Origin of the sequence: Streptomyces sp. NPDC007917, from assembly GCF_042959105.1 — a bacterium.
Lineage (GTDB): Bacteria > Actinomycetota > Actinomycetes > Streptomycetales > Streptomycetaceae > Streptomyces.
In genome coordinates, this window is sequence record NZ_JBIBKK010000019.1 from 144,187 (window position 1) to 165,879 (window position 21,693).

General features: G+C 68.6%; 25 protein-coding genes. 10 read left to right on the plus strand and 15 right to left on the minus strand.

What is annotated here, in order from left to right:
* Window positions 1-47: 47 nt before the first annotated feature.
* The gene (locus ACFZDL_RS31675) at window positions 48-1,025 is read left to right on the plus strand and encodes an aldo/keto reductase (protein ID WP_353593902.1); all 978 of its coding nucleotides are present in this window, start codon (window positions 48-50) and stop codon (window positions 1,023-1,025) included.
* Window positions 1,026-1,160: 135 nt separating this feature from the next.
* On the opposite strand, the gene ACFZDL_RS31680 is transcribed toward ACFZDL_RS31675, so the two are convergent.
* Both ACFZDL_RS31680 and ACFZDL_RS31685 read right to left on the minus strand, forming a co-directional pair.
* The gene (locus ACFZDL_RS31680; RefSeq protein ID WP_353593901.1) at window positions 1,161-1,478 is read right to left on the minus strand and encodes a hypothetical protein; all 318 of its coding nucleotides are present in this window, start codon (window positions 1,476-1,478) and stop codon (window positions 1,161-1,163) included.
* Between the two features lie 190 nt (window positions 1,479-1,668).
* Window positions 1,669-2,619 carry an NmrA/HSCARG family protein gene (locus ACFZDL_RS31685; RefSeq protein ID WP_353593900.1) on the minus strand — a complete coding sequence of 317 codons (951 nt, stop codon included), beginning with the start codon at window positions 2,617-2,619 and terminating at the stop codon, window positions 1,669-1,671.
* Between the two features lie 100 nt (window positions 2,620-2,719).
* Between ACFZDL_RS31685 and ACFZDL_RS31690 the strand changes: the two genes are divergently transcribed.
* On the plus strand, window positions 2,720-3,298 hold the full coding sequence (locus ACFZDL_RS31690; RefSeq protein ID WP_353593899.1) for a TetR family transcriptional regulator: 579 nt from the start codon (window positions 2,720-2,722) through the stop codon (window positions 3,296-3,298).
* Window positions 3,299-3,346: 48 nt separating this feature from the next.
* Here ACFZDL_RS31690 and ACFZDL_RS31695 read toward each other — a convergent pair whose 3' ends face one another.
* Window positions 3,347-3,856: a hypothetical protein gene (locus ACFZDL_RS31695; protein WP_353593898.1), complete on the minus strand. Its 510-nt coding sequence runs from the start codon at window positions 3,854-3,856 to the stop codon at window positions 3,347-3,349.
* Window positions 3,857-4,000: 144 nt separating this feature from the next.
* Complete coding sequence (locus tag ACFZDL_RS31700; RefSeq protein ID WP_353593897.1) at window positions 4,001-5,647, minus strand: MDR family MFS transporter; 1,647 nt, start codon at window positions 5,645-5,647, stop codon at window positions 4,001-4,003.
* Between the two features lie 137 nt (window positions 5,648-5,784).
* On the opposite strand from ACFZDL_RS31700, the gene ACFZDL_RS31705 reads away from it, so the two are divergent.
* Window positions 5,785-6,396 (plus strand): TetR family transcriptional regulator, encoded by a 612-nt coding sequence (locus tag ACFZDL_RS31705; protein ID WP_353593896.1) that lies wholly within the window; start codon window positions 5,785-5,787, stop codon window positions 6,394-6,396.
* Between the two features lie 216 nt (window positions 6,397-6,612).
* On the opposite strand, the gene ACFZDL_RS31710 is transcribed toward ACFZDL_RS31705, so the two are convergent.
* Both ACFZDL_RS31710 and ACFZDL_RS31715 read right to left on the minus strand, forming a co-directional pair.
* Window positions 6,613-6,924 carry an SRPBCC family protein gene (locus ACFZDL_RS31710; protein ID WP_353593895.1) on the minus strand — a complete coding sequence of 104 codons (312 nt, stop codon included), beginning with the start codon at window positions 6,922-6,924 and terminating at the stop codon, window positions 6,613-6,615.
* A gap of 13 nt (window positions 6,925-6,937) precedes the next feature.
* Window positions 6,938-7,294, minus strand: coding sequence for a VOC family protein (locus tag ACFZDL_RS31715; RefSeq protein WP_353593894.1), 357 nt, complete (start codon window positions 7,292-7,294; stop codon window positions 6,938-6,940).
* Window positions 7,295-7,442: 148 nt separating this feature from the next.
* Here ACFZDL_RS31715 and ACFZDL_RS31720 point away from each other — a divergent pair, with 148 nt between their 5' ends.
* Window positions 7,443-8,243, plus strand: coding sequence for an AraC family transcriptional regulator (locus tag ACFZDL_RS31720; RefSeq protein ID WP_353593893.1), 801 nt, complete (start codon window positions 7,443-7,445; stop codon window positions 8,241-8,243).
* Here ACFZDL_RS31720 and ACFZDL_RS31725 read toward each other — a convergent pair.
* Together ACFZDL_RS31725 and ACFZDL_RS31730 are read right to left on the minus strand one after the other, a co-directional pair.
* Entirely contained in the window at window positions 8,240-8,656 is a 417-nt protein-coding gene (locus ACFZDL_RS31725) for a hypothetical protein (protein ID WP_353593892.1), read from the minus strand. The genes ACFZDL_RS31720 and ACFZDL_RS31725 overlap by 4 nt on opposite strands.
* Before the next feature lie 137 nt (window positions 8,657-8,793).
* A complete protein-coding gene (locus ACFZDL_RS31730) occupies window positions 8,794-9,000 on the minus strand; it encodes a DUF397 domain-containing protein (protein ID WP_353593891.1) in 207 nt (68 codons plus the stop codon).
* Window positions 9,001-9,086: 86 nt separating this feature from the next.
* Between ACFZDL_RS31730 and ACFZDL_RS31735 the strand changes: the two genes are divergently transcribed.
* On the plus strand, window positions 9,087-9,620 hold the full coding sequence (locus ACFZDL_RS31735; RefSeq protein ID WP_353593890.1) for an AAA family ATPase: 534 nt from the start codon (window positions 9,087-9,089) through the stop codon (window positions 9,618-9,620).
* Here ACFZDL_RS31735 and ACFZDL_RS31740 read toward each other — a convergent pair.
* On the minus strand, window positions 9,598-9,813 hold the full coding sequence (locus tag ACFZDL_RS31740; RefSeq protein ID WP_353593889.1) for a DUF397 domain-containing protein: 216 nt from the start codon (window positions 9,811-9,813) through the stop codon (window positions 9,598-9,600). The genes ACFZDL_RS31735 and ACFZDL_RS31740 overlap by 23 nt on opposite strands.
* Window positions 9,813-10,625 (minus strand): helix-turn-helix transcriptional regulator, encoded by an 813-nt coding sequence (locus tag ACFZDL_RS31745; protein WP_353593888.1) that lies wholly within the window; start codon window positions 10,623-10,625, stop codon window positions 9,813-9,815. Before ACFZDL_RS31745 ends, ACFZDL_RS31740 begins: the two co-directional genes overlap by 1 nt.
* A gap of 233 nt (window positions 10,626-10,858) precedes the next feature.
* Here ACFZDL_RS31745 and ACFZDL_RS31750 point away from each other — a divergent pair, with 233 nt between their 5' ends.
* Window positions 10,859-11,509, plus strand: coding sequence for an ATP-binding protein (locus tag ACFZDL_RS31750; RefSeq protein ID WP_353593887.1), 651 nt, complete (start codon window positions 10,859-10,861; stop codon window positions 11,507-11,509).
* A 64-nt stretch (window positions 11,510-11,573) separates the two neighbouring features.
* Here the strand turns inward: ACFZDL_RS31750 and ACFZDL_RS31755 are convergent, their stop codons facing one another.
* The gene (locus ACFZDL_RS31755) at window positions 11,574-12,305 is read right to left on the minus strand and encodes a hypothetical protein (RefSeq protein WP_353593886.1); all 732 of its coding nucleotides are present in this window, start codon (window positions 12,303-12,305) and stop codon (window positions 11,574-11,576) included.
* A gap of 292 nt (window positions 12,306-12,597) precedes the next feature.
* Between ACFZDL_RS31755 and ACFZDL_RS31760 the strand changes: the two genes are divergently transcribed.
* The 4 genes from ACFZDL_RS31760 to ACFZDL_RS31775 all read left to right on the plus strand — a co-directional run bounded on the left by ACFZDL_RS31760 (window position 12,598) and on the right by ACFZDL_RS31775 (window position 18,044).
* Window positions 12,598-13,293 (plus strand): hypothetical protein, encoded by a 696-nt coding sequence (locus ACFZDL_RS31760; protein ID WP_353593885.1) that lies wholly within the window; start codon window positions 12,598-12,600, stop codon window positions 13,291-13,293.
* Between the two features lie 18 nt (window positions 13,294-13,311).
* Window positions 13,312-14,733, plus strand: a complete 1,422-nt coding sequence (locus ACFZDL_RS31765; protein WP_353593884.1) for a hypothetical protein — start codon at window positions 13,312-13,314, stop codon at window positions 14,731-14,733.
* Window positions 14,733-16,562, plus strand: coding sequence for a DEAD/DEAH box helicase (locus ACFZDL_RS31770; protein WP_353593883.1), 1,830 nt, complete (start codon window positions 14,733-14,735; stop codon window positions 16,560-16,562). The genes ACFZDL_RS31765 and ACFZDL_RS31770 overlap by 1 nt, the downstream gene beginning before the upstream one ends.
* 129 nt (window positions 16,563-16,691) lie before the next feature.
* Window positions 16,692-18,044, plus strand: coding sequence for a DNA (cytosine-5-)-methyltransferase (locus ACFZDL_RS31775; RefSeq protein WP_353593882.1), 1,353 nt, complete (start codon window positions 16,692-16,694; stop codon window positions 18,042-18,044).
* On the opposite strand, the gene ACFZDL_RS31780 is transcribed toward ACFZDL_RS31775, so the two are convergent.
* The 4 genes from ACFZDL_RS31780 to ACFZDL_RS31795 form a co-directional block, all read right to left on the minus strand.
* On the minus strand, window positions 17,976-18,437 hold the full coding sequence (locus tag ACFZDL_RS31780) for a very short patch repair endonuclease (RefSeq protein ID WP_353593881.1): 462 nt from the start codon (window positions 18,435-18,437) through the stop codon (window positions 17,976-17,978). The two genes, ACFZDL_RS31775 and ACFZDL_RS31780, sit on opposite strands and share 69 nt — an antisense overlap.
* A gap of 84 nt (window positions 18,438-18,521) precedes the next feature.
* On the minus strand, window positions 18,522-19,958 hold the full coding sequence (locus tag ACFZDL_RS31785) for a PrsW family glutamic-type intramembrane protease (protein WP_391193136.1): 1,437 nt from the start codon (window positions 19,956-19,958) through the stop codon (window positions 18,522-18,524).
* Window positions 19,959-20,066: 108 nt separating this feature from the next.
* Window positions 20,067-20,897, minus strand: a complete 831-nt coding sequence (gene trmB, locus ACFZDL_RS31790; protein WP_353593879.1) for a tRNA (guanosine(46)-N7)-methyltransferase TrmB — start codon at window positions 20,895-20,897, stop codon at window positions 20,067-20,069.
* Between the two features lie 150 nt (window positions 20,898-21,047).
* The coding region (locus ACFZDL_RS31795) for a hypothetical protein (protein WP_391193124.1) at window positions 21,048-21,693 on the minus strand (646 nt) is incomplete at its 5' end.

The window sequence follows — 21,693 nt, forward strand, 5'->3', positions numbered from 1 at the left end:
GCGCGTACGGCGGAATACCCCTCTCTGCCTCAGCGCTGAAACAACGCATGGCTGACACCAAGGACACCAAGCAGAGCCGGCAGACCGACAACCACAGGCAGATCGGTGATCTGTCCGTGTTCCCGCTCTCCCTCGGCGGGAACGTCTTCGGCTGGACGGCGGACGAAGCCCAGTCCTTCGCCGTGCTCGACGCCTACGTGGCGGCGGGCGGCAACTTCATCGACACCGCGGACGTGTACTCCGCATGGGTGCCGGGCAATTCGGGCGGGGAGTCCGAGACCATCCTCGGCAACTGGTTCGCCTCGCGCGGCAACCGCGCCGACATCGTCCTCGCGACCAAGGTGGGCGCCGGCGTCCCGACCCCCCGCGGCCTGTCCGCGGCGGCGATCAAGGCGGGCGTCGACGAGTCGCTGAAGCGTCTGCGCACCGACTACATCGACCTTTACTACACCCACTACGACGACACCTCGGTGCCGGTGGAGGAGATCATCTCCACGCTGGACGGGCTGGTGAAGGCGGGCAAGGTCCGCCAGATCGCGGCCTCCAACATCTCCGCCGAGCGCCTTGAGGCGTCCCTGGACTTCTCGGAGAAGGAGGGCCTGGCCCGCTACGTGGCCCTCCAGCCGCACTACAACCTGGTCTCCCGCGACACCTTCGAGGGCCCGCTCGCCGATGTCGCCGCCCGCCACGGCGTGGTGACCCTCCCTTACTACGCCCTCGCGTCCGGCTTCCTCACCGGCAAGTACCGCCCCGGCGCCTCGGTGGACAGCGCCCGGGCCGAGGGCGCGGCCAAGCACCTGCAGACCGAGCGCGGCCAGAAGGTCCTCGCCGCCCTCGACGACGTGGCGGCCAATCACGGCGCCGAGCACGCGACGGTCGCCCTGGCCTGGCTGGCGGCCCAGCCGACGGTCGTGGCCCCGATCGCGAGCGCGCGCACCGTGGACCAGCTTCCGGCGCTGCTGGCGGCGGCGGATCTGCAGCTGACGGAGGAGGAGCTGGCGCTCCTGACGTCGTCGTCGGAGTAAGGGCTTCGCCCCTTATGCGTTTGTAGTGGATATGAGACAGGGACACGCCGTGACGTCGGCGTGTCCCTGTCTCATATCCACTACAAACGTCGGGACCGGGCGGTGGGCGGTGGGCGGTGGGCCGGGCGATGTGGGTCAGGCAGCAGCCCCGACGCTCCGCCGGTCGGCGGCGGCCCAGGACGCGGCGGCGACCCCGCCGGCCACGGTGAGGACGGAGGGCCAGGCGCCGAGCTTCTTGGCGAGCGGATGCGATCCGGCGAAGGCCGCGACGTACAGCCCGCTGAGCACCGCCGCCGTTCCCGTCCCCGCCTTCTGCCGCCACCCGCGCGCGGCCACGACCCCGGCCGCCGCCAGCGCCACCCCGCCCAGCTGCCGCTTCTTGGTCCAGCGCGCGACCCCGTACCCGCCGACGAGCCCGCTCGCGGCCACCACACCTGCCGGGATTCCGGCCATGACCTCTTACCTCCACTGTGAGGGTTTCTCCTTCCTCGACCCTATGCCTGACGGGGTGGCCGTACGCGCCGATGGGGTCATGATCAAGCACCGACTCTGCAACAGCGGTTGGGGGTGGCGCCGCAGGGGGCGGGCCAGGCTTCCCGGGCGGTCTGCGGGCCCGTCTACTGGGCTGCCTCCTGGGCCCCGTCTACTGGGCTGCCTCCGCGGCCGGCTCCGCGGCTGCTTGCCGGGCCGGGGGCAGCGCCGCGCCGTGCTCCTCGGCCCACTGCGCGAAGCCGGTCACCGGCAGCCCGAGCGCGCGGGCGTAGCGCGGCGAGGCGGGCTGGCCCACGGTGTTCAGCCGCTCGTGCCCGGCGGCGAATTCCGGCATCCCCGCGGCCAGCGCCTCCTCCAGGGTCATGTCCGGAGCGGTCAGTTCGGTGCCGCTCGCGCGGGAGAGCACGGCGGCGGTCTCCGCCATGGTCAGCTCGTCGCCCGCGAGTTCCAGCTCCACGCCGTTGAACCGCTCCGGGTCGGCGAAGGCGGCCGCCGCGGCGGTGCCGATGTCCTGGACGGCGATCAGCTTCAGCACGGTGTCGGGCTTGATGAGGGTCGCCAGCCGGCGGCCGTCGGGGCTGAAGACGAAGCCGGGTACGAGGAAGTTCTCCATGAAGAAGGCCGGCTTGAGGAGCGTCCAGTACCGGAATCCCGCGTCACGCCCCCGGTCCTGGAGCGCGGCCTTCACCTCGTACACATGCTCCATGTCCTTCCAGCGCTCCTCGCCCCAGCCGGGCGTCTCACGGTGCTGTCCGACGCCGGAGATGGAGGTTTGGACAAGGTGCTCGACGCCCGCCTCGGCCGCCGCGTCGATCAGGTTGCGCCCGCACACCCACTCCGTATCGCCCTGAAGGTCGGCCAGGTCCGGCATCTGCACCGAGAAGACGCCGCGCGCTCCGTCCACGGCGCGCCGTACGGCGTCGCGGTCGCGCAGGTCGCCGACGACGAGCCGCGCGCCGAGCGCCTGCACGGCGCGGGCCCTGGCGCTGTCGGGGTCCCGGACGAGCGCGCGTACCGGCACACCTTGCGCGAGCAGGGCCCGAGCGGTCGCGCCGCCCTGTTTTCCGGTGGCGCCGGTGACGAGTATGGGTGCGGTGGACATGGCGCGGCCTCCCTAAACGGCGGGGTCCCCCGTTTATCTGCCGGATACGATACGGAGGGGTCCGCCATTTACGCAAAGGTCAAAGGTCAAAGGTGACGACGTGTACGACGTGTCCAACACCCAAGCCCGCCCCCGGCGCGCCGACGCCCGCCGCAACTACGCGCGCCTCCTCGCCGCCGCGGAGGCGGAGGTCGCCGTCCATGGAGCGGAGGTCTCCCTGGAACAGGTCGCCCGCACCGCCCAGGTGGGATCGGCGACCCTGCGCCGGCACTTCCCCAACCGGCAAGCCCTGCTCACCGCGGTCTTCCGCCAGCGGATCGAGGCCCTGCGCGCCCTCGCCGCGGACCTGGCCACCCGGGACGACCCCCGGACGGCACTGCTGGAATGGCTGCGCGCCGTCGCCCACTACGCCACCTCCGCCCGCGGCATGGCGGCGTCCCTGGCCCTCGCCGAGTCCCCCGAGGACGCCGAACACTGCTTCACCTACCTCGCCACCGCCGGCGACCCCCTGGTCCGCCGCGCCGCCGCCGCGGGCGCCGTACGGGCGGACGCGACCGCCGCCGACCTGCTGACCGTGGTCATCGGAATCGCCCTGGCGACGGAACACCACCCCAATGGCGCGGCCGAGGTCGACAAGCTGCTGACCCTGGTCACGGAGGGGCTGGTCCCGCGGCCGTAGACCGGCGGGTGATGGTCCCGACGGCCGGGGCCGACGGCCGGGGGAGGGCTAGAACCTCCCCACACTCCACCTGAGCACGGCGTGATTCCCGCCCCCGCCGGAGAGCTTGGTGCCGAAGGCCCCGCCGCCATCCGTGTTGAAGCTGTTCATCCCGTTGTACGCGGCCCCGAACGTCAGCCGGACCGCATGACCGTCGCGCCGGCTCGCATCGCAGTGGTCGGCCGTGTACTCGACGCTGCCCGCGACCCCCCTGAGCGACCCCTCCCGGGACCGCGCCTTGAACACACCGTCCTGCTCCTTGGCGAGCGTCGCCGGGGGCCGGGCGACGAACTCCCCGGCCGTCAGCCCGTAATCGGTCCGCGTGAGCCGGCACCCCGTCGCATTGTGCATACGGACCTCAACCGTGCGGCTCGTCTCGTCGCCCTCGCCGTCACCCCGTACCCCGCCACCGCCGACAGCCTGGGCGGAAGCGACGGCCTGGGCGGAAGCAGAGACGGCCGTCACGCCGACCACCGCCCCCATCACCACGGCTACGATCCAGCGCGGCAGCGTCCTCATTGCGGCCTCCTCCTCTTGGCACAGGTGCCACCACGATGCCCATCCCCACCACACCACCGTCGGACCGACACAGCCGCGTCCCCCGACCGGCGGTCACCCAGCGGCCCGTACCCCGGCGGCCAGGGCGACCATCCCGCCCCTCCGCTAGACGCCGCCTCCTTGCCCGCGCCGCGCGGCCTCGCCGAGGTCCCGGCCCGCCCTGGAGGCGGGTGGTTCGGTGCGCAAGGAGACCTGCTGGAGCCCCAGGAGGATGAGGAAGGCCAGGGCGACGATGCCGCCGGCCGTGAGCATCACCTGGTCCAGGGCGTGGACGAAGCCGTCCAGGAAGGGCCTGGCCAGGGCCGGGTCCAGGTGGGCGAGGAACGCGGTGTCGTTGAGGTCGGGATGGCGCACCTCGGTCAGATCGTGCGGGTGCTGGGCGGCCGCGTGCTGGAAGGCCGGTGAGCTGCCGGCGGCCTCGTAGCGCTCGGCGATGGCGGGGCCGGCCTGCGCGAACAGCAGGGCCAGCAGCAGGGCGGCTCCGGTGGTGCCGCCCAGACCGCGGAACAGCGACAGGCTGGAGGTGCCCGCGCCCATGTCGGCCGGCGGCAGCGAGTTGGTGAGCGCGGTCATCAGCGCGTTGCCGGCCAGGCCGGCGCCCGCGCCGAACGCGAACATATAGCCGCCGGTGATCCACAGGGAGGTGTCGGCAGAGACCGAGGCCATGGCGAACAGCCCGCACCCCAGCAGCGCCGTACCCGCGATCGCCAGGCTCTTGTACCTGCCGGTGCGGGCGGTGAACCGTCCGGCGGCGAAGGACGCGGCGGTCTGCCCCAGGGCGATGGGCAGGATGAGCAGCCCGGCCTTGGCGGGGGACGCGCCCTTGGCCAGCTGCAGATACAGCGGGAGCACGCCCAGGCCGCCGAACTGGGCCAGGCCCAGGACGAAAGTGCCGATGATCGAGACCGTGAAGTTGTTGGTGCGGAACAGCCGCAGCGGGATCAGGGCGTCGGCGCCCTTGCGGGCCGATACGGTCACCAGCCCGGCCAGCCCGAGGGCGGCGACGGCGTAGCAGCCGATCGCGCGGCCGGAAGCCCAGCCCCAGGCGGCGCCCTGTTCGGCGATCAGCAGCAGCGGGGTCAGCCCGAGCGCCAGCAGGGCCGCGCCCCACCAGTCGATGTGACGGTCCCGGCGGGTGGTGGTCAGGCGCAGCACCCGCCGCAGCACGATCAGGGCGACCAGGCCGACCGGCACATTGATCCAGAAGATCCACCGCCAGCCGGCGATGCCCAGGATCGTGCCCTGCCCGGCCAGCAGCCCGCCCAGCACCGGGCCGAGCACGCTGCCCAGCGTCATCGCGCTCATGGTGTAGCCCTGGTACCGGCCGCGTTCACGGGGCGAGACCAGATCCCCGATCACGGCCACGACCAGCGCCAGCATGCCGCCGCCCCCCAGCCCCTGCAGGGCGCGGAAGGCGGCCAGCATGGGCATCGAGGTGGCCAGCCCGCACAAGGCCGAGCCCAGGGTGAAGATCCCGACCGCGGTCAGCAGCAGCCGCTTGCGGCCGAACAGGTCCGACAGCTTGCCGTACACCGGCGTGCTGATCGTCGAGGTGATCAGGTAGGCGGTGGTCGCCCAGGCCAGGGACGACAGGCCGTGCAGGTCGTCGCCGATGGTACGGATCGCGGTGGACACGATCAGCTGGTCGAGCGAGGCCAAGAAGATCACCAGCAGCAGCCCGGGCAGGACCGTGGTGATCCCCGAGCGTGCGGCCCGGCCCGTTGGGGGGCCGGGGGGAGCGGTCGCGGTCAAGGGTCGTCTCCTCGTCTGTTTCGCCATCTGTTTCGCCGCGTTGATGGCGCGACGCGCCTCAGATTATCGAAGTCACTTCGAAAAACAAGTCACTACGGATTCACTGTCGCTTCGATATCTGGGCTACAGTGGGCGGCATGACGCGCGGAGGACTGCGGGAACGCAAGAAGGCCCAGACACGCAAGCGCCTGGCCGACACGGCCTTCGCGATGTTCCGCGAGCGCGGCTTCGACGCGGTGACCGTGGCCGAGATCGCCGACGCGTGCGACATCGCGGTCAGCACGCTGTTCGCTTACTTCCCCAGCAAGGAATCGCTGGTCTTCGACCAGGAAGCCGCACACGAACAGCAGCTGGCCCAAGCGGTGCGCGACCGTCCGGCAGACACGGCGATCCTGGACGCGCTGGAGACCTATCTCGCCGCCCCCAAGCCCCGCCACCCCGGCGACCCCTCCCGCGAGGAGTTCCTGGACCTGGTCCACACCACCCCCGCGCTGCGCGACCACTTCATGCGCATGCAGCGCAATTGGGAGACCACCCTCGCCCACGCCATCGCCGCGGAAGCCGGACTCCCCGACGACGACCTCCAAGCCCGCGCCCTGGCCCGCTTCGCCCTGGACATCGGCGCCCTGGCCCAGGAGAGCCCCGACCCAGCCCAGGCGCTCCGCACCCTGTTCGCCCGACTCCGCAAAGGCTGGACGGACTTCCCCCACCCCCAGACCACCCCCAGGCCGAACGCCGGCAGCCGGTAACACCCGCCCCGGCCCGTACGGCGGACCCGGGGCCGGTGCCTGCTCAGGTTCCCCCGGGCGGTCCCGGGAGGGCGCGGCGAGGCCAGGGAGCCCAGGGAGCCCAGCGGCTTGTCGACCAGGCGCAGGGCCTTCCTCGGCCGGCCCGTCGACCGTCGACAAAAGCCACTGCGGCGGCAGCTCCGTCCTGGATGCAGGGGACTTCACGCCACCGTGACGTTACGCCCGACCCCGCAGCGCCTGCATGGGCACAACGCCTCCCTGATCGGGATCTTCCGCGCTTGCGCCTCTCCGGACGGGACGGGTCGTGCGGCGGTAGGCGACGCGCCTGTTCTCGTGGTCGAGGTCGACAAGCCGCTCGTGGACGATCGTCCTGTCCATGAAGGTGACCGTACGGGTGTCCGAGCTCAGGTGCGTATCGGTGACGAAGCCGGGCGCGAGGCGTTCATGCACCGCGCCATAGTCGCTGAGCACGTCCCAGACGGCGTCGGGTGTGGCGTCGACGACGAATTCCTTGTGTATGGAGGCCATGGGTGACTCCTGATCAGGCTGCGGAGAGGCAGAAGGGGTGTCCTTCCGGGTCGGCGAGGACGGTCCACTGCCCCTCGCCGGGCTGGAAGTCGGGTGCGCTCGCCCCGAGCGCGATCAGTTCCTTCACCATGGCCTCCGGGTCGCTGACCTGGAAGTCGAGGTGGGCGTGGTGGGCGGTGTCGGGCCAGGAGGGCCCGCGGTAGTCGGCGACCCGCGGAAAGGCGAGTCGCAACGGGCCGTTGCCCAGGCTGGCGTAGTCGTCGTCGCTGTGGGTGATCTCCCAGCCGGTGAGGCGGTGGTAGAACTCGGCGAGTTCCTTGGGGGCGGCGCAGTCGATGACGATCGCGGTGAGCTCCGCGTGGACGGTCATGCCGGTGACTCCTCGGTGTCGTGGCTTTGCCCGCCCAGCATCCGCGCTGCTCATGCCGGGGGTCTTGAAGATCCTTGCGGACCACTCGCGAGCTTGCGGACTCGCGGAACCCGGCTCGGTGTCGGACCCGAGACGTAGGGTCTGCGGCGTGCTCTCAGCCGTAACCCTCGCCGCCCGGTCCGAGTTCGCCGTGACCACGGTGGTGTGCCGCTCCGACCACACCCGGTGGTCCCAGCCGGAGGCCCGCGACGATCACCGCATGGTGCTCGTACGACGCGGCAGATTCCGCCGGTCCGCCGGAGGATCCGACGTCGACCTGGACCCGACGGTCGGATACCTGGGCACCCCGGCCGAAGAGGAGCGCTTCGCGCACCCTACCGGCGGTGACACCTGCACCTCCCTCACCTTCACGCCCCGGCTCTGGGAAGGGCTCGCGGGCAGCACGAGCGTCTACGTCGACGCCCGTATCGACCTCACCCACCGGCGCCTCCTCGCAGCCGCCGCCGGCGGCGACATCGACTACGCCCTGACGGAGGAACTGCTCCGCCTCCTCGCCGCGGCCACCGGCAAACCGGCCCAGCGACCCAAACCCGCCGACCGCGCCCTGGTCGCAGCGGCCCGCGAGGCAATCACCGAGGGAGCCCCACAGGCAGCGGAGCTGTGCTCACTGGCCCGGCACCTCAAGGTCTCCCCGTACCGGCTGAGCCGGGCCTTCTCCCAAGAGATGGGCGTATCCCTGACCCGCTACCGCAACCGCGTCCGCGTCGGCCAGGCCATGGACCGCCTCACCCAGGGCGAACCTAGCCTCGCCACCCTGGCCGCCGACCTCGGCTTCGCCGACCAGGCCCACCTCACCCGCACCATCCGCGAACACCTCCACCACACCCCAACCGCGCTCCGCCGCCTCCTCGGCCCACCCTCCGCGCCCCACGTAGACGAAACCGCTTAGCGCTTGCTCAGGCCCCACATGAGCACGGCCTGAGCCCCGCTCCCGCCGGAGAGCTCGGACGCGAAGGCCCCGCTCCCGTCAGGGGTGTAGGAGTTCGTCCCCACCACCGGGACGTTGAAGTCGAGGGTGGCGGGGTGCTGGTTCCGCCAGTTCTCGTCACAGTTACTGGAGATGTACTTCACGACCCCCTCCACACCACTGAACGACGCCGCCCGGGACTGCGCCTTGAACCCGCCGTCCTGCCCCTTGGGGATGACTACGGTGGGCTCGGTGACGAATTCGCCCCAGGTCAGCCGATAGTCGGAGCGGGTGAGCCGACACCCCGTCCCATTGTGGATACGAACCTCTAGGCCCCGCAGCCGCATCACACCCTCGCCCTGCGCCCCGCCACCACTGTCAGCCCGAACAGACACCCCGCCAGCGAGCACCCCGACCACCACCCCCGCCACAAGGACGGCAATCCGACGCGTGAGTTTCTTCATTGTGGCCTCCTCCACGTGACACAGGTGGCGGCCAGAATGCCCATGCCCGCTCGAACCTCAGCGGAACGTCAGACCTGCTCGCGCCGCACGGACGCGACGAACTCTCCCCAGGCGCACGCCGAGAACGCGAGCACGGCCCGGTCCGGGTCCTTCGAGTCCCGGATGGCGATGCCGCCCTTGCGGAAGGCGGCCTCGACGCATTCGGTTGCGCCAGCGCCACTGTACGAGGACTTGAACCAGGCATCGCCTGCGGCGACTATCAGCACTTCTCGCATCAGAACTCCTCGCGGACTCGTTCGACAGGGACAGAAGAGCGCTCGGACCAGGCACGGCTTGGGGAGCCTCACGCCACACTGACGTCGTGACCGACAACGTCTTCGTGATCACCTCCGGCCTGCCAGCCAGCGGGAAGAGCACTCTCTCCCGCGCCTTGGGCGACTGCCTGGGATGGCCGGTCATCGACAAGGACGCAATCCTGGAATCCCTCTTCGACTCCCTCGGCACCGGCGACCACACCTGGCGACACCGGCTCAGCCGCGCCGGCGACGACGTCCTCTACACCATCGCTGCCCAAGCCAAACGAGCCGTACTCGACAACTGGTGGCACCACGACACCGCACCCGAACGGCTGCACCGACTCAACGCGCGCCTGATCGAGATCTTCTGCGACTGCGACCCCACGCTCGCCGCCGAACGATTCCAGCGACGCACCCGCCACCCCGGCCACCTCGACCGCCAACTCACCCCCGAGCAAGTTGCCGAGCGCGTCGCCACGCTCCGCGCCACTTACCCGGGCCCTCTCCGCCTGGGCGGGCCCCTGCTGACCATCGACACCAGTCAGCCGGTCGACATCACCACGGTCGTCAAAGAGGTCAACGCCCTTCTCGGTGCCTGAGGAAACTGGTGGGCAGGGCCGCTACAAAGTTCCGCCAGGCGCGAGCCGAGAACGCGAGCACGGCCCGCTCCGGTTCCTTCGAGTCCCGGATGGCAGCCCCGCCGCCCGCCAGGCCGGCCATCTCGACGCAGTTGCCCCCGCTTCCGTTGCTGTAGCTGCTCTTCCGCCACTGGAGGGGTGATATATCGGTCATCAACAGAGTCCTTGTGCCGCTTGTCTGATCAGGTCAGTCGACCGCTGAGGACTCAAGGACAGAGCACGCAGATTGTCAAACGCCTTGCCGTAGAGGGCGATCTCTTCCGGACTCTCCAGGTACACCGCGTCTGTCAGGCCGTCGCGGTACACCATGTCGGGATCCTCCTGATCAGGAAACCCCAAGATCGTAAACGCGCCAACGGCGGGGTAGCTGCCGGCGTCGAACGGCAGCACCTGGAGCGTGACGTTCTTCAGCTGCGCCACATCCAGCAGGCGTTCGAACTGCGCGCGCATGATCTCGGCGTTGCCGATGACGTGCCGCAGCACGCACTCGTGCACGATGGCCCACAGGTCGATGGGCGTCGCACTGGTCAGGAGAGCCTGCCGCTCCATGCGCACGGTGACCATGTGCTCAACGTCGTCGGGGTCCTGAGTCGGCGCGGCGAGGTGGAGTTCCCGTGCGTAATCGGCCGTCTGAAGCAGACCGGGCACGAACTCGCACTCGTACGCCCGAAGCCCCGAAGCGGCCTGCTCCAGACCGACATAGACCGAAAACCATGAAGGCACGGCGCTGCCGTACTCGTGCCACCACCCCCGCGTCTTGGACTGCTTGGCGAGCTCTTTGAGAAGTTCGCGGAGCTCGTCGGACGTTCCGTAGAAACGGCAGAGAGCATCGATGTCCGACGGCTGTACGCGGCCCTGCCCCGTCTCCAGGCGGTTGACCTTGGACCCGCTCCAGTCCAGTTCCTTGCCCACCTGGTTGCAGGTGAGCTGGTGTTCCTCGCGCAGCTTCTTCAGCTCGATGGCCAAGCGGCGACGTCGGGCAGTAGGTGATCCGGGCACATGAACTCCTCGTGTGGGAAAGAAGGTTCAGTCTCGTCGGGCGGGTCGGACCCGTCAGTCACCCATTCGAGCGAATCCCTTCGTGCACATTGCACGGCGAGATGTGCGATGCCATGCTCTCACACGGAGTAACCGCTCGGCCACCAAGTGATAGCTGCAGGTGACCGCTGCAAGGCAACGCGACCGCGAGGGGTTGAGAGATGGCCATCGAGCACTGCATGCCAAGGAAGGCGTGGCACCTTCCCTTCCTGGCGGAACCCGGTGAAGTCCCCGCCCTCCGACGCAGCATGCGCACGCACCTGACGCGCTGGGGCCTGCCCGACCTCATCGACGCGGCGCTGATCTGCGTCAGCGAGCTCGTCACGAACGTCATCGTCCACGTCGGCGCCGGCACGCCCACGACGATGGCCGTCTCCATGAACGGCACCTACCTGCGCATCGAGATCCACGACCCGGACCGCCGGGCCCTGCCCACACTCCTGGGTGCGACGACCACGTCCGAGTCCGGCCGAGGGCTGGCGTTGGTCATGGCGGTAACGGACCGATGGGGCGTGATGCCGACCGACGCCGGCAAGACGACCTGGTGCGAGATCGCCACGGAACTGCGCGAGGCCGACGCCCACCTGGAAGGGCCTCAAGTGGATCGTGCGGAGGCCCTGCTCACCCTCTACGGCCGGTCGGCGTATCGCAGGGAATCCTCACCGCAATTCGGACGAGCCCTCGCGGAAGAGGCGGCAATCGCCTTGATCGCCGACCTCCTCCACTGGTTCCGCGCCCACGGCCGGGACCCGGACACGGCCCTGGACCGCGCTCAGCTTCAGTTTGAAGCTGAGGTGGGTGTGGTGAGGTAGCCATCCCGACCGTATTGATCGCCTGACGCAGTGTGAAGGCGGGGGAGTCATCCGCGCCGGCACTTCAGCCTGCGGCGGCACGGAGCATCGCGCCGGCGTCATCGACCATCCCGTACCCATGAAGTTCCAGGGCGGCGCGAATGACGTCCTTGTCGGGGTGATCGCGCCCGTACATCGTGATCAGCGTGTCAGCCAGCTCATGGCGATGCTCCCCCCGGAGGAGGGCGACGGAGGCGGCGCTCTCCAGAGGGGTCAGAACCTCCGCGGTCTGGCGCAGTACGGCCACCGCTGTATCCGGCTCGGTCGTTTCATCGAGGTCCGCAGTCATGGCCGCAAGTTGCTGCGCGGCGGCCACGTCGTGCGCCGTGCGCTGCCGGTCCCCTCGCTGAGGGGGGACCGGCAGCGATGCCATGTTCTTGCGGAAGTCAGCCAACTCCTCTTCTAAGCCGGCCTTAGCCCTGAAGAGGCGCCGGTTGTCGCGCAACAAGCGGCGGTTTCTGTTCCGCACGCGACGGATCCTGCGGTACAGCGTGGGGCAGACGTTGCAGGCTTTCGTCTCGGCGGCGGCGAGCACCTCAAGCGCGTCGTGCTCGGAGATGCCGACGGTGTCTTCGCCGCCTGCACGGTCGACGGCGATTCCGTGCAGCGCAACAAGGAACCCTTCCTGCGGGCGGTTTCTACCACTTCTATAGCGTGACAATCTGCTCTTATCGGTCGGATATCCGTGCGCTGTAATGAGTTCAGCCGCCTCCTGCAGCGTTGCGGCGCCCAGATGTTCAAGCAGATGGTTCACCATCTGGGCGAGTGCGCGTCTGCCAGGCGGCACCTCTTCGCTGACCTTCGCTCTGGCTCGCATCCGTCCCCTCCTGCTGCCGTCGTAGCCGGTCGTGTGCCGGTCATGTCAACCCATCCTGCCGCAGAGGTAGTTGCGTATTCGCGTGCAACATGCGTATTCGCTCGACCTTTTCCAGTTGCCGGTGCTCAATGGAAGTGCCGCCGAAGTTCGGGGCGGACGCCATGACTGGGCATGCATGTCGGGGTCAAGGCGTTTCTTAGGCATGCCTGTACGGCTGAAACGGAGACTCAAGATGGCGATGCTGCCGTCGTGGCAGGACAAAGAAAAGTTCGGGGGCAAGATTCGGGCGGCCTTGTGGCTGGAGACCGAGGTGGGGGAAGGCAACATCTTCACCAAGGCGCAACTGCGTGACGCGTTCCCGGGCGAATCGCAGATCGATCGGCGGCTGCGGGACCTTCGCGCTCACGGATGGCGCATCGACACGAACCGCGATGATCCCGCCCTGAAGCTGGAGGAGCAGAGGTACGTCAGCAAGGGCGCTGAGGTATGGATCCCTGGCCAGGCAAAGGTCGCGAAGCACAAGAACAGCCTCAGCGCGGCCCAGCGCAACAAGGTATGGCAGGCGGACAACTTCCTCTGCCGCAACTGTGGGGTCGGCGTAGGGGAGCTCTACGAGGACGGCATTGAGCAGTCGAAGCTGAATGTCGCCCGTCGCAGCGTCCGGCTGGAGGACGGCACCGTCGAGGTGCAGTACGTCACCGAGTGCAAGCGGTGTGGTTCGGGCGGAGCGGACCGCGAGGTAGATCTGGGGGCGGTGTTCGACGGGGTGAAGAGCCTGACGCCGCTGGAGCGGAAGGTCTTCGCCGGCTGGATTGAGGCCGACCGGCGGACGGTGAGCCCCCTTGAGAAGCTGTGGGGGACCTACCGGACGCTGCCCGAGGAGTCGCGTGCGGCCGTCAAGAAGGCCGTAAGCAGCGACGAAGACTAAGAGGGGGACGAGGAAGCCATGCTGCGGGAGTTCGCGCCGCCGCCGCGCGCGGCGGAGTTCAGTGAGTTGATCAAGAAGAGGCTGGAGGAGGTGAAGACGTCGGGCGGCACCCGGGAAACGGTCACGGTCGACTGGAACGAACAGCGCGTACCTGTAGAAGTCATCGATCTTCCGCTCGCCGGGCTGTACTTCAACCCCAGCACTCACCGCATTCGTGCCCAGCGCAGCCACGATGCCGAGCGTGACGAGGCGCTGGACAAGGACCCCTGGAGCGTTGACAGCCAGAATTACCTGAAGCATCTGCTTCAGGCCGAGCCGAAGGACCCGAGCCGCAGGGACCCCGACTTCGACAAGCTGAAGGAAAGTCTGAAGCAGTTCGGCCAGAACGATCCCGGACTGATCACCCACCAGGGCATCCTCGTGAACGGCAACACCCGTGCCGCCGCACTCCGGGAGATCGGTGCGCAGTCGATGCGGGTAGGGGTGCTGCCGGAGTCGTTCACTTGGGCGGACATCAACGCGGTCGAGCTGTCGCTGCAGCTGCGCAAGGACCACCGCCGCGAGTACTCGTACATCAATCGTCTGCTCGCCATGGAGGAGCAGGCCGCGCTGGGCCGGACTCCGGAAGCCATTGCCAAGGAATTCCGCATCAAGCCGGCCACGTACCACCAGGAGCGCTGGATCCTCAGCACCATCCAGGACATGATCGAGCGCAGCCGGAGCGGTGGTGGTGTTGCACTGCGCCTGGTGGACTTCGAGGACGATCAGGAGAAGCTGAAGGAGCTTCACCGCGCCTACGAGAAGCTGGCCGCGGCCGATCCGGACCAGGCCGAAGTGCTCAAGGAAGTCCGGATGGCAGCGATCACCCTTGGCTTCGCCAAGACTGACGTGCGCCATATCGAGGAGGGCTTCCAGGACAGGTACCTGGGCCGTACGCTTCCGGAAAACCTGAACACCCTGGCGGTTGAGGAAGAGGCCGTGGCCGTACCGGGGCTGGGTGTCTCGGTTCCGGGGGCGTCGGCGTCTGTCTCAGCGGCCCGGGCGCTCAATGATCAGATTCTGCGGGCGAAGGCCGCCGCACTCAGCACTGATCCGGCAGTCCCGGACAGTGAGAAGAGCACCGCGCAGATCCTCTTCGACGATGCCCACCGGGCGTTCGATGCCGCGATCGACGCCGCCGGCCGTGACGCTCGCGTCCGCAAACGCAAGCAGATGGCGCCGGCCCGTCTTGCTGATGCCTGTGCCGACATCGACCAGTGCGTGGTCGATCTGGTGCAGGCGCGCGCTACCCGCTCTCTGGACGAGGAGGCGTTCGACGAGGCCGTGCTGAAGCTGCGGGACAGCCTTCGAAAGCTGGCCCAGCAGGCAGGTCGCGGTATGCCGCACCCTGGCGACGGCGTCTCGTGGCTCATCGATGCCGCGGCTACGGAGATCTCCTGATGACCGACGCTGCGGTCGAGACGTCTCTGCACCTCGGCTTCGACGAGACGCGTACCAAGGTCATTCTGAGAACCACCGAGAAGCATCGAAATGATCTCGTCCAGCTGGCCGCCCGTTTCCGTACGGGCGGCCAGCTCGGCCCACTGATGGCGTCAGTCGAGCTCGATGACCTGCTGGGAAGACTGAACGCAATAAGCACGTGGCCACACCCGTCTGGCGTGGCGTGGGCTCCGGAGCTGCAGAGCCTGGTCGTTGGGGTCCTCCAGGATGCGGAAGTCGTCAAGAAGCGGCTTGCCGCCCCTGACCACTCAGCCGAGGTCAGCGCTGAGGACGTCAGCAGTCTTCTCGGCGCCGACTGGCAGGCTGAGCTGAGTGAGTTCCAGCGGCGCGACATCGCGAAACTGTTGTCCCTCCAGCACGGGGCGAACTTCAGTGTCCCTGGTGCCGGCAAGACCCGTGTGGCTCTCGCCGTATACGCCGCCCAGAAGACGCAAGGCAAGGTCAGCCGGGTGTTGGTCGTATGCCCCAAATCGGCATACGAGTCCTGGCAGTACGAGACTGCCGCGTGTTTCCGCTATCCGCTGCGGCCGCACATCTTGGACCGGTCTCTCGACCAGTGGGCCGAGGTTCTTATCGTCAACTACGAGCGCCTGGACCGTTCCCTCTCAACACTGGCGGGATGGCTGAAGTCCGCTCCTTCGATGATCATCCTTGACGAGGCGCACCGGATGAAGCTCGGCGTACGGGGCACCTACGGAGCCGCTTGCATGGCGCTCGGCCCTCTCGCTCAGCGCCGTCTGATTCTCACCGGTACGCCAGCCCCCAATGGGTCTAAGGACCTGGAAAACCTCCTGGGCTTCGTATGGCCGGGGCATGGGCAGCGTTCAGTGGCACAGGCAGTGGCCGGCGGTGACCTTGCCCACGCCAGTACTGTTTTGCGACCGCTCTTCACCCGGACGACCAAGCATGAGCTAGGTCTGCCGCCTATGGAGCTGCGGATGCGGTACGTGGACATGCCGGATCTGCACAGCGAGATCTACAGCTCGCTGGTCGGAGGGGTGAGCACTGGGGCTGCCCGCGATGATCTCAGCTCGCTCGGAAAGACTGCCCTGCGATTGCTGATGGCCGCGACGAGCCCGGCTCTTCTCGTCGAAGGGGCGAGCCGACATGAGCCTCTGGCCTATCAGCTGCCGCCTCTGGAGATCCCTCAGGGCGACTCGCTGTTCACGCTCATGCAGAACCTTCCGGACTACGAACTGTCGCCCAAGTACAAGGAAGCGGCGGCGATCGTCGCGGAGAACGCGGAGCGCGGACGGAAGACGCTCGTATGGACGACGTTCGTCCGAAGCCTTACCACTTTGGCCCAGCTGCTGGAGAAGTACGGCCCGGCGGTAGTCCATGGCGGGACCCCTGACCGCGACGAGCAACTTCGCCGCTTCCGCGAGGATCCGGGGTGCATGGTGCTGATTTCGAACCCGGCGACCCTGGGGGAGGGCATCAGCCTTCACCATGTCTGCCACGACGCGGTGTACGTGGACCGTGACTTCGTCGCAGGACGCTTCCTGCAGAGTCTCGACCGCATCCATCGCCTGGGGCTGGCTCCTGGTACGGACACCCGGGTCACGGTGCTCGCTGCCCGGAACACGATCGATGAGGTGGTCGAGGCGCGGCTGAACCAGAAGCTCGAGTTCATGGGGAAGATCCTCGACGACCCCTCCGTGCAGCAGCTCTCCGATCTGCAGGAGGAGCCCTCGGTGGCGGCTGGTCTCGCTCCCAGCGACATTGAGGCCCTTCTCGGTCACATGGGACAGAACCGATCCCGGTCCTAGCGGGACCACCCCCAGGCTGACCAGGCTGATCCAAGTCTGGTCAGCCTGGCTGCGCAACTCATGGTCACCGAAGTGCCGGCGCATGCGAAACTGGGCAAGGTATTTTGCGTCGCACCAGGAGGATCTCGCATGGGCGCCAGCGGAGGCAGTGGCCCGCAAAGTGACCCGCAGCTGACGTCGGTTGAGATCTGTGCAGGAGCGGGTGGCCAGGCAGTGGGGCTGCATGAGGCCGGTTTCCGGCACCTAGCTCTCGTGGAGTGGGATGCCCACGCCGTCGAGACGCTCAGAGCCAACGTCGGCCACTGGCCGCAGTGGGACGAAAAAAGGCGAGAAAAGCTCAAGCCCCAAGATGTCAAAGATTTTCTTGGCTCGGAGCAGCATAAAGGTCTCGACCTCGGCGATGACCGTCTTGATCTTTTGGCCGGCGGCGTGCCCTGCCCGCCATTCTCGCTAGCCGGTAAACGGCTCGGCGAGGACGATGAGCGCGATTTGTTCCCGGATATGCTCCGTATCGTGGATAAGCTGCGCCCTAAAGCGGTGATGATCGAGAATGTGCGCGGAATTCTTCAGCCGCCGCATGTGTTCATCGACTACCGCAGGCGGATCTTGGAGGATTTGGGGCGTCTGGGGTATGACGTCCCTCACATCGACAAAAAGTGGCCTGTCGAGCGGCAGGACAAGGAGATGAGGCGCGTCTGGCGACTGCTTGAGGCGCGTGACTTCGGCGTTCCTCAGCTCCGTCCAAGGGCCATTCTTGTTGTTATCCACAAGAGTGCTCTAGGTGATCGCAAATTTGTATGGCCCAAGGGATTGGCCGGTGGCGGTGTTTCCGTAAAAGACGTGCTGGAAGATAGCATGCGTGAGCGCTGTGAGAAGTTCTGGGATAAGAACGAGAAGGGCAGGCGGGCCAGGCCAGGCGAGCGTACCGGGCGACACGTCTTCGAGACGTGGCTGGAGGCCGTTGAAAAGGCGGAGGCGAACTCTACCGATGGGGTGGCGCCGACACTCGTGGGAGGATCCAGGAAGCACGGCGGTGCCGACCTGGGCCCAACCCGGGCGAAGCGAGCGTGGGCGGCCATGGGAGTCGACGCGTCGGGCGTCGCGAATGACCCGGATGAGTGTGATCCGGAGCGCGACTTGTTCCGTCCGGCGGGCCCGATGCTGACGGTTGAGCAAGCCGCTCGCATTCAGGGCTTTCCTGCCGACTGGAAGTTCCAGGGACGGAAGACAGCGCGCTACCGTCAGGTGGGTAACGCCTTCCCACCGCCGGTGGCTGAAGCGGTTGGCAGGGCTATTGCGGCGGTGCTGCTTCCGCAGGAGCGGGACGAACTGCTTAAGGGGTACGAGCTGGACGGCGGGCAGGAGCCTCTAGCCGTAGAAGAGAACGTCGGCCAGATGACGGCTTTCCCGGACTCAGCGCTTATCGAGCCCCGCCCGGCGAGCGAGGACCGTAGCGGCAATCTTGTCGGCACAGGCTCCTGACGGCTCGTGCTCCCAGAATCGGAGCACTAGCCATCCCGCTTCGGTAAGGCACTTGTCCGTGTCGCGGTCGCGCGCAATATTGCCAGCTACCTTGCCCGACCAATAGCCGGGGTTGGTTTTCGGGGAAACGTAATGGTCCGGGCAACCGTGCCAGTAGCAGCCATCGATGAAAACGGCGACTTGCGTCGGACGGAAGACGATATCCGCCGTGCGGCGCAAGTCGGCTAGTGGCCGCGCGGCCACGCGATATCTGAAACCCCGAGCGTGGAGAAGCTGACGGATCACACGCTCAGGCTTGGTGTCGCGTGATCTGATCGCCTGCATGTTCCGGCGCCGCGCCGCGGATGATGCCCACGAACCTGGTGGCGGCGACCATTGCTCGGAGTCCGACATGGAACCAGCTTCCCAGACCCCCTGTTGCCAACGCGAACCTGGGCGCCGTGCCTACCGCACCCCTGCGGGAGCTGCAGGCCCGGCTCACGGCTGCCCCTGCGGGTGCGGCGGCTGGTGGGCCGGGGGCCAGGCCGGGTAGCCGTAGGGGGCCGGCTGGGCGTAGGGGGTGTGCGGCGCGTAGGGGGGCTGGGTGGGGGGCCAGTAGGGCGGGGGCATCGTGGCCGGGTGGGGGCGGGGGACTGGGCGGCGGGGGAGGGGGACGGAGAGGGCGGCGTGGGCCAGGGCGGGTTGGGCGGTTTCGCGGTGTTGCCAGAGGTGGTCCAGGAGCTCGCGTTCGCGGGTGGTGAAGTCGGGGCCCGCCGTGCCGAGGTAGGCGCGGTGGCGGAGGAAGGCGAGTGAGGTGGCGGTCGCGGTGTAGTCGGCGACGGTGCGGGCCGCGGCCGGGCCCTGGGTGCGGCGGGCGAGGTCGCGGGCTATGCCGCGGGCGCGCATGGAGGAGAGGGCGATGGGCTCGGGTGGGGTGAGCCAGCCGGCGGCCTGGTAGGTGGTGAGCTGGGTGCGTATGGTGCGCAGCTGGTTGTTGCGGGACCAGATGGTCAGCCAGGTCAGCAGGCCGAAGACGGGGACCATGAAGAGGGCGTAGACGGCGAGGAAGCCGTAGCCGCCGAAGGTGGCGGAGCCGTTCCAGAGGCCGTGCAGGACCATGGCGCCGAGCAGGGCGGCGAGGGGGACGAGGACGCGGCGCGCTCGCTGGTGCTGGGCGGCCGCGGCGGCTATGCCGAAGCCGATGCCGGTGGCGGCGGTGAAGAGGGGGTGGGCGAAGGGGGACATCACCGCGCGGATGAAGAAGGTCGCGGCGGTGGTGGAGCGGATGCCGGAGTAGCCGTATTCCTGGTCGCTGACGAAGGCCGTGCCGAGGTAGAGGATGTTCTCGGTGAAGGCGAAGCCGGTGGCGGTGATGCCGGCGATGACGACGCCGTCGACGATTCCGTTGAAGTCGCGGCGCCGGAAGAGGAAGAGGAGCAGGACGGCGGCGGCCTTGGCGCTCTCCTCGACGACGGGGGCGACCAGGGTGGCGCCCCAGGCGTCGGCGTCGGCCTGGCCGGAGGAGGAGTCGGCGACGTTGGTCATGAGCCACTTGGTGGCGAAGCCGTTTGCGATGAGGGCGACGAGGGTCGCGGCGCAGGCGCCCCAGGCGAAGGCGAAGATCAGGTTCCGCCAGGGTTCGGGTTCGATGCGGTCCATCCAGCGGAACGCGGCGATCAGCAGCGGTACGGGCAGGATGGCCAGGCCCAGGCCCACCAGGAAGCCCTCGGTGCCGGTCTGCTGGCGGACCAGGGCCAGGATGATCAGCCCGGAGAGGGAGAGCAGGACGACCAGCGCCGTGACGCGCAGGGACTTGTTGGCCCACAGCGCGCTCAGCCGGCCGCGCCAGGGGCCGCGGCCCGGCGGGTGCGGCCAGTGGCCTCCCGGCGGCGGCGCGGACGTGGGGTCGGTCCACGGCTGCTGTCCGTATGCCATGGCCGGGGGGCCGGGCTGCTGGTGCGGGGGCGGGGACTGGTGCACCTGACGACCCTAACGAACGGGAGAAAGTAGGACCGCAGGATTATGCCCAGCGGCTAAAGGGCGCTATGTGTCGCTGCGGCGGAAGATCAGATCGTGGACGACATGGCCCTTCTGCAGGCCCTGTCCCTCGAACTTGGTCAGTGGGCGGAAGTCCGGGCGCGGGCTGTAGCCGCCGTCGGGCTGGGTGTTCTCGAAGTGCGGGTCGGCGGTGAGGACCTCGAGCATCTGCTCGGCGTACGGCTCCCAGTCGGTCGCGCAGTGCAGCAGCGCGCCGGGGCGCAGCCGGGTGGCGGCGAGGGCGATGAACTCGGGCTGGATGAGGCGGCGCTTGTGGTGCCGCTTCTTGGGCCAGGGGTCCGGGAAGTAGACGCGCAGCCCGGCGAGGGAGGCGGGCTCCAGCATCTCGCGCAGCAGGATGATCGCGTCGCCGTTCGCCACGCGGATGTTGGAAAGGTTCTTCCGCTCCGCGAGAGCGAGCAGGTTGCCCTGGCCGGGGGTGTGGACATCGGCGGCCAATATGCCGGTGCCGGGGTCAGCGGCCGCCATCTGGGCGGTGGCCTCGCCCATGCCGAAGCCGATCTCCAGGACGACGGGCAGGTCCGGCTCGCCGAACAGCTTGCCGAGGTCGATACGGGAGAGGCCGTCGATGTCCAGGCCCCACTGCCCCCACAGTCGGCGCAGCGCCTCGCCCTGGCCCGGGGTCACCCGGCCGCGCCGCGGACGGAAGGAGCGGATGCGCCGCTCGTGGTGCGAGCCGGCGGGGTCGGCCAGGGGGCCGCCCGGGAACATCGGCTCGGCGCGACGGTCGCGCGAGGACGGGGGAGCGGGCGGCGGCGTGCGCTCGGGGCGGGGATCGCGGGCGGTGGGGTGCTTGGCGGTGGGGTTCTCGGACACAGTGCTTCGATTCTACGGGCGCGGGCCGCGCGAGCCGTGGGCCTGGGCGGGGGCGAGGGAGGGGGAGGGGAGGGGCAGGGGGGGACCGCCCCCGCGGCGGGCGGTGGGCATGGGTGGCGCACCGCGGCATCCGGCCTGGAACGAGGAGCTTCAGGCCGCCGTGGCCCTGACGCCCCCCTTGCCCCGGTAGTCCGAGGTCTGCGTCTTCTTCGTCTTCTGGGACGGCTTGGGCTGCTCGGTGCGCGTCGTGGTCTTGGCGGTGGTTGCCTTCTTCTGGGCGCGGAGCTTGGCGACCCGGTCGGTGACGCAGGTGTCGTATCCGCCGCACTCGGTGCGGGCCTGCTGGTAGAGCGGGTCGGCGTTGGACTTCTTCGCCTTCTTCGTCGACTCCGCGATCGCCCTCGCGTTGCGGGTTTGGTGCTGGTCCGTCTGACGGGTCTTGGCGGTCGTGGTCTTGTGGACGTCCGTGGTGCGGCGCTGGTCGCTCTTGGTGGTGGTTGCCTTCTTCTGGGCGCGGAGCTTGGCGACCCGGTCGGTCACGCAGGTGTCGTACCCGCCGCACTCCTTGCGGGCCTGCTGGTAGAGCGGGTCGGCGTTGGACTCCTGGGCCTTCTTCGTCGAGTCGGCGATGGCCTTGGCGTTCTGCTTGCGCAGCTTGTCGGTGCGCTCGGTGACGCAGGTGTCGTAGCCGCCGCATTCGGTGCGGGCCTGCTGGTAGAGCGGGTCGGCGTTGGACTCCTGGGCCTTCTTCGTCGAGTCGGCGATGGCCTTGGCGTTCTGCTTGCGCAGCTTGTCG

Coding starts and splice junctions, on each gene's coding strand:
- ACFZDL_RS31675 (WP_353593902.1), top strand. CDS start 48: ATGGCTGACACCAAGGACACCAAGCAGAGCCGGCAGACCGACAACCAC.
- ACFZDL_RS31680 (WP_353593901.1), bottom strand. CDS start 1,478: ATGGCCGGAATCCCGGCAGGTGTGGTGGCCGCGAGCGGGCTCGTCGGC.
- ACFZDL_RS31685 (WP_353593900.1), bottom strand. CDS start 2,619: ATGTCCACCGCACCCATACTCGTCACCGGCGCCACCGGAAAACAGGGC.
- ACFZDL_RS31695 (WP_353593898.1), bottom strand. CDS start 3,856: ATGAGGACGCTGCCGCGCTGGATCGTAGCCGTGGTGATGGGGGCGGTG.
- ACFZDL_RS31705 (WP_353593896.1), top strand. CDS start 5,785: ATGACGCGCGGAGGACTGCGGGAACGCAAGAAGGCCCAGACACGCAAG.
- ACFZDL_RS31710 (WP_353593895.1), bottom strand. CDS start 6,924: ATGGCCTCCATACACAAGGAATTCGTCGTCGACGCCACACCCGACGCC.
- ACFZDL_RS31715 (WP_353593894.1), bottom strand. CDS start 7,294: ATGACCGTCCACGCGGAGCTCACCGCGATCGTCATCGACTGCGCCGCC.
- ACFZDL_RS31730 (WP_353593891.1), bottom strand. CDS start 9,000: ATGCGAGAAGTGCTGATAGTCGCCGCAGGCGATGCCTGGTTCAAGTCC.
- ACFZDL_RS31740 (WP_353593889.1), bottom strand. CDS start 9,813: ATGACCGATATATCACCCCTCCAGTGGCGGAAGAGCAGCTACAGCAAC.
- ACFZDL_RS31750 (WP_353593887.1), top strand. CDS start 10,859: ATGGCCATCGAGCACTGCATGCCAAGGAAGGCGTGGCACCTTCCCTTC.
- ACFZDL_RS31755 (WP_353593886.1), bottom strand. CDS start 12,305: ATGGTGAACCATCTGCTTGAACATCTGGGCGCCGCAACGCTGCAGGAG.
- ACFZDL_RS31760 (WP_353593885.1), top strand. CDS start 12,598: ATGGCGATGCTGCCGTCGTGGCAGGACAAAGAAAAGTTCGGGGGCAAG.
- ACFZDL_RS31765 (WP_353593884.1), top strand. CDS start 13,312: ATGCTGCGGGAGTTCGCGCCGCCGCCGCGCGCGGCGGAGTTCAGTGAG.
- ACFZDL_RS31770 (WP_353593883.1), top strand. CDS start 14,733: ATGACCGACGCTGCGGTCGAGACGTCTCTGCACCTCGGCTTCGACGAG.
- ACFZDL_RS31775 (WP_353593882.1), top strand. CDS start 16,692: ATGGGCGCCAGCGGAGGCAGTGGCCCGCAAAGTGACCCGCAGCTGACG.
- ACFZDL_RS31780 (WP_353593881.1), bottom strand. CDS start 18,437: ATGTCGGACTCCGAGCAATGGTCGCCGCCACCAGGTTCGTGGGCATCA.
- ACFZDL_RS31785 (WP_391193136.1), bottom strand. CDS start 19,958: ATGGCATACGGACAGCAGCCGTGGACCGACCCCACGTCCGCGCCGCCG.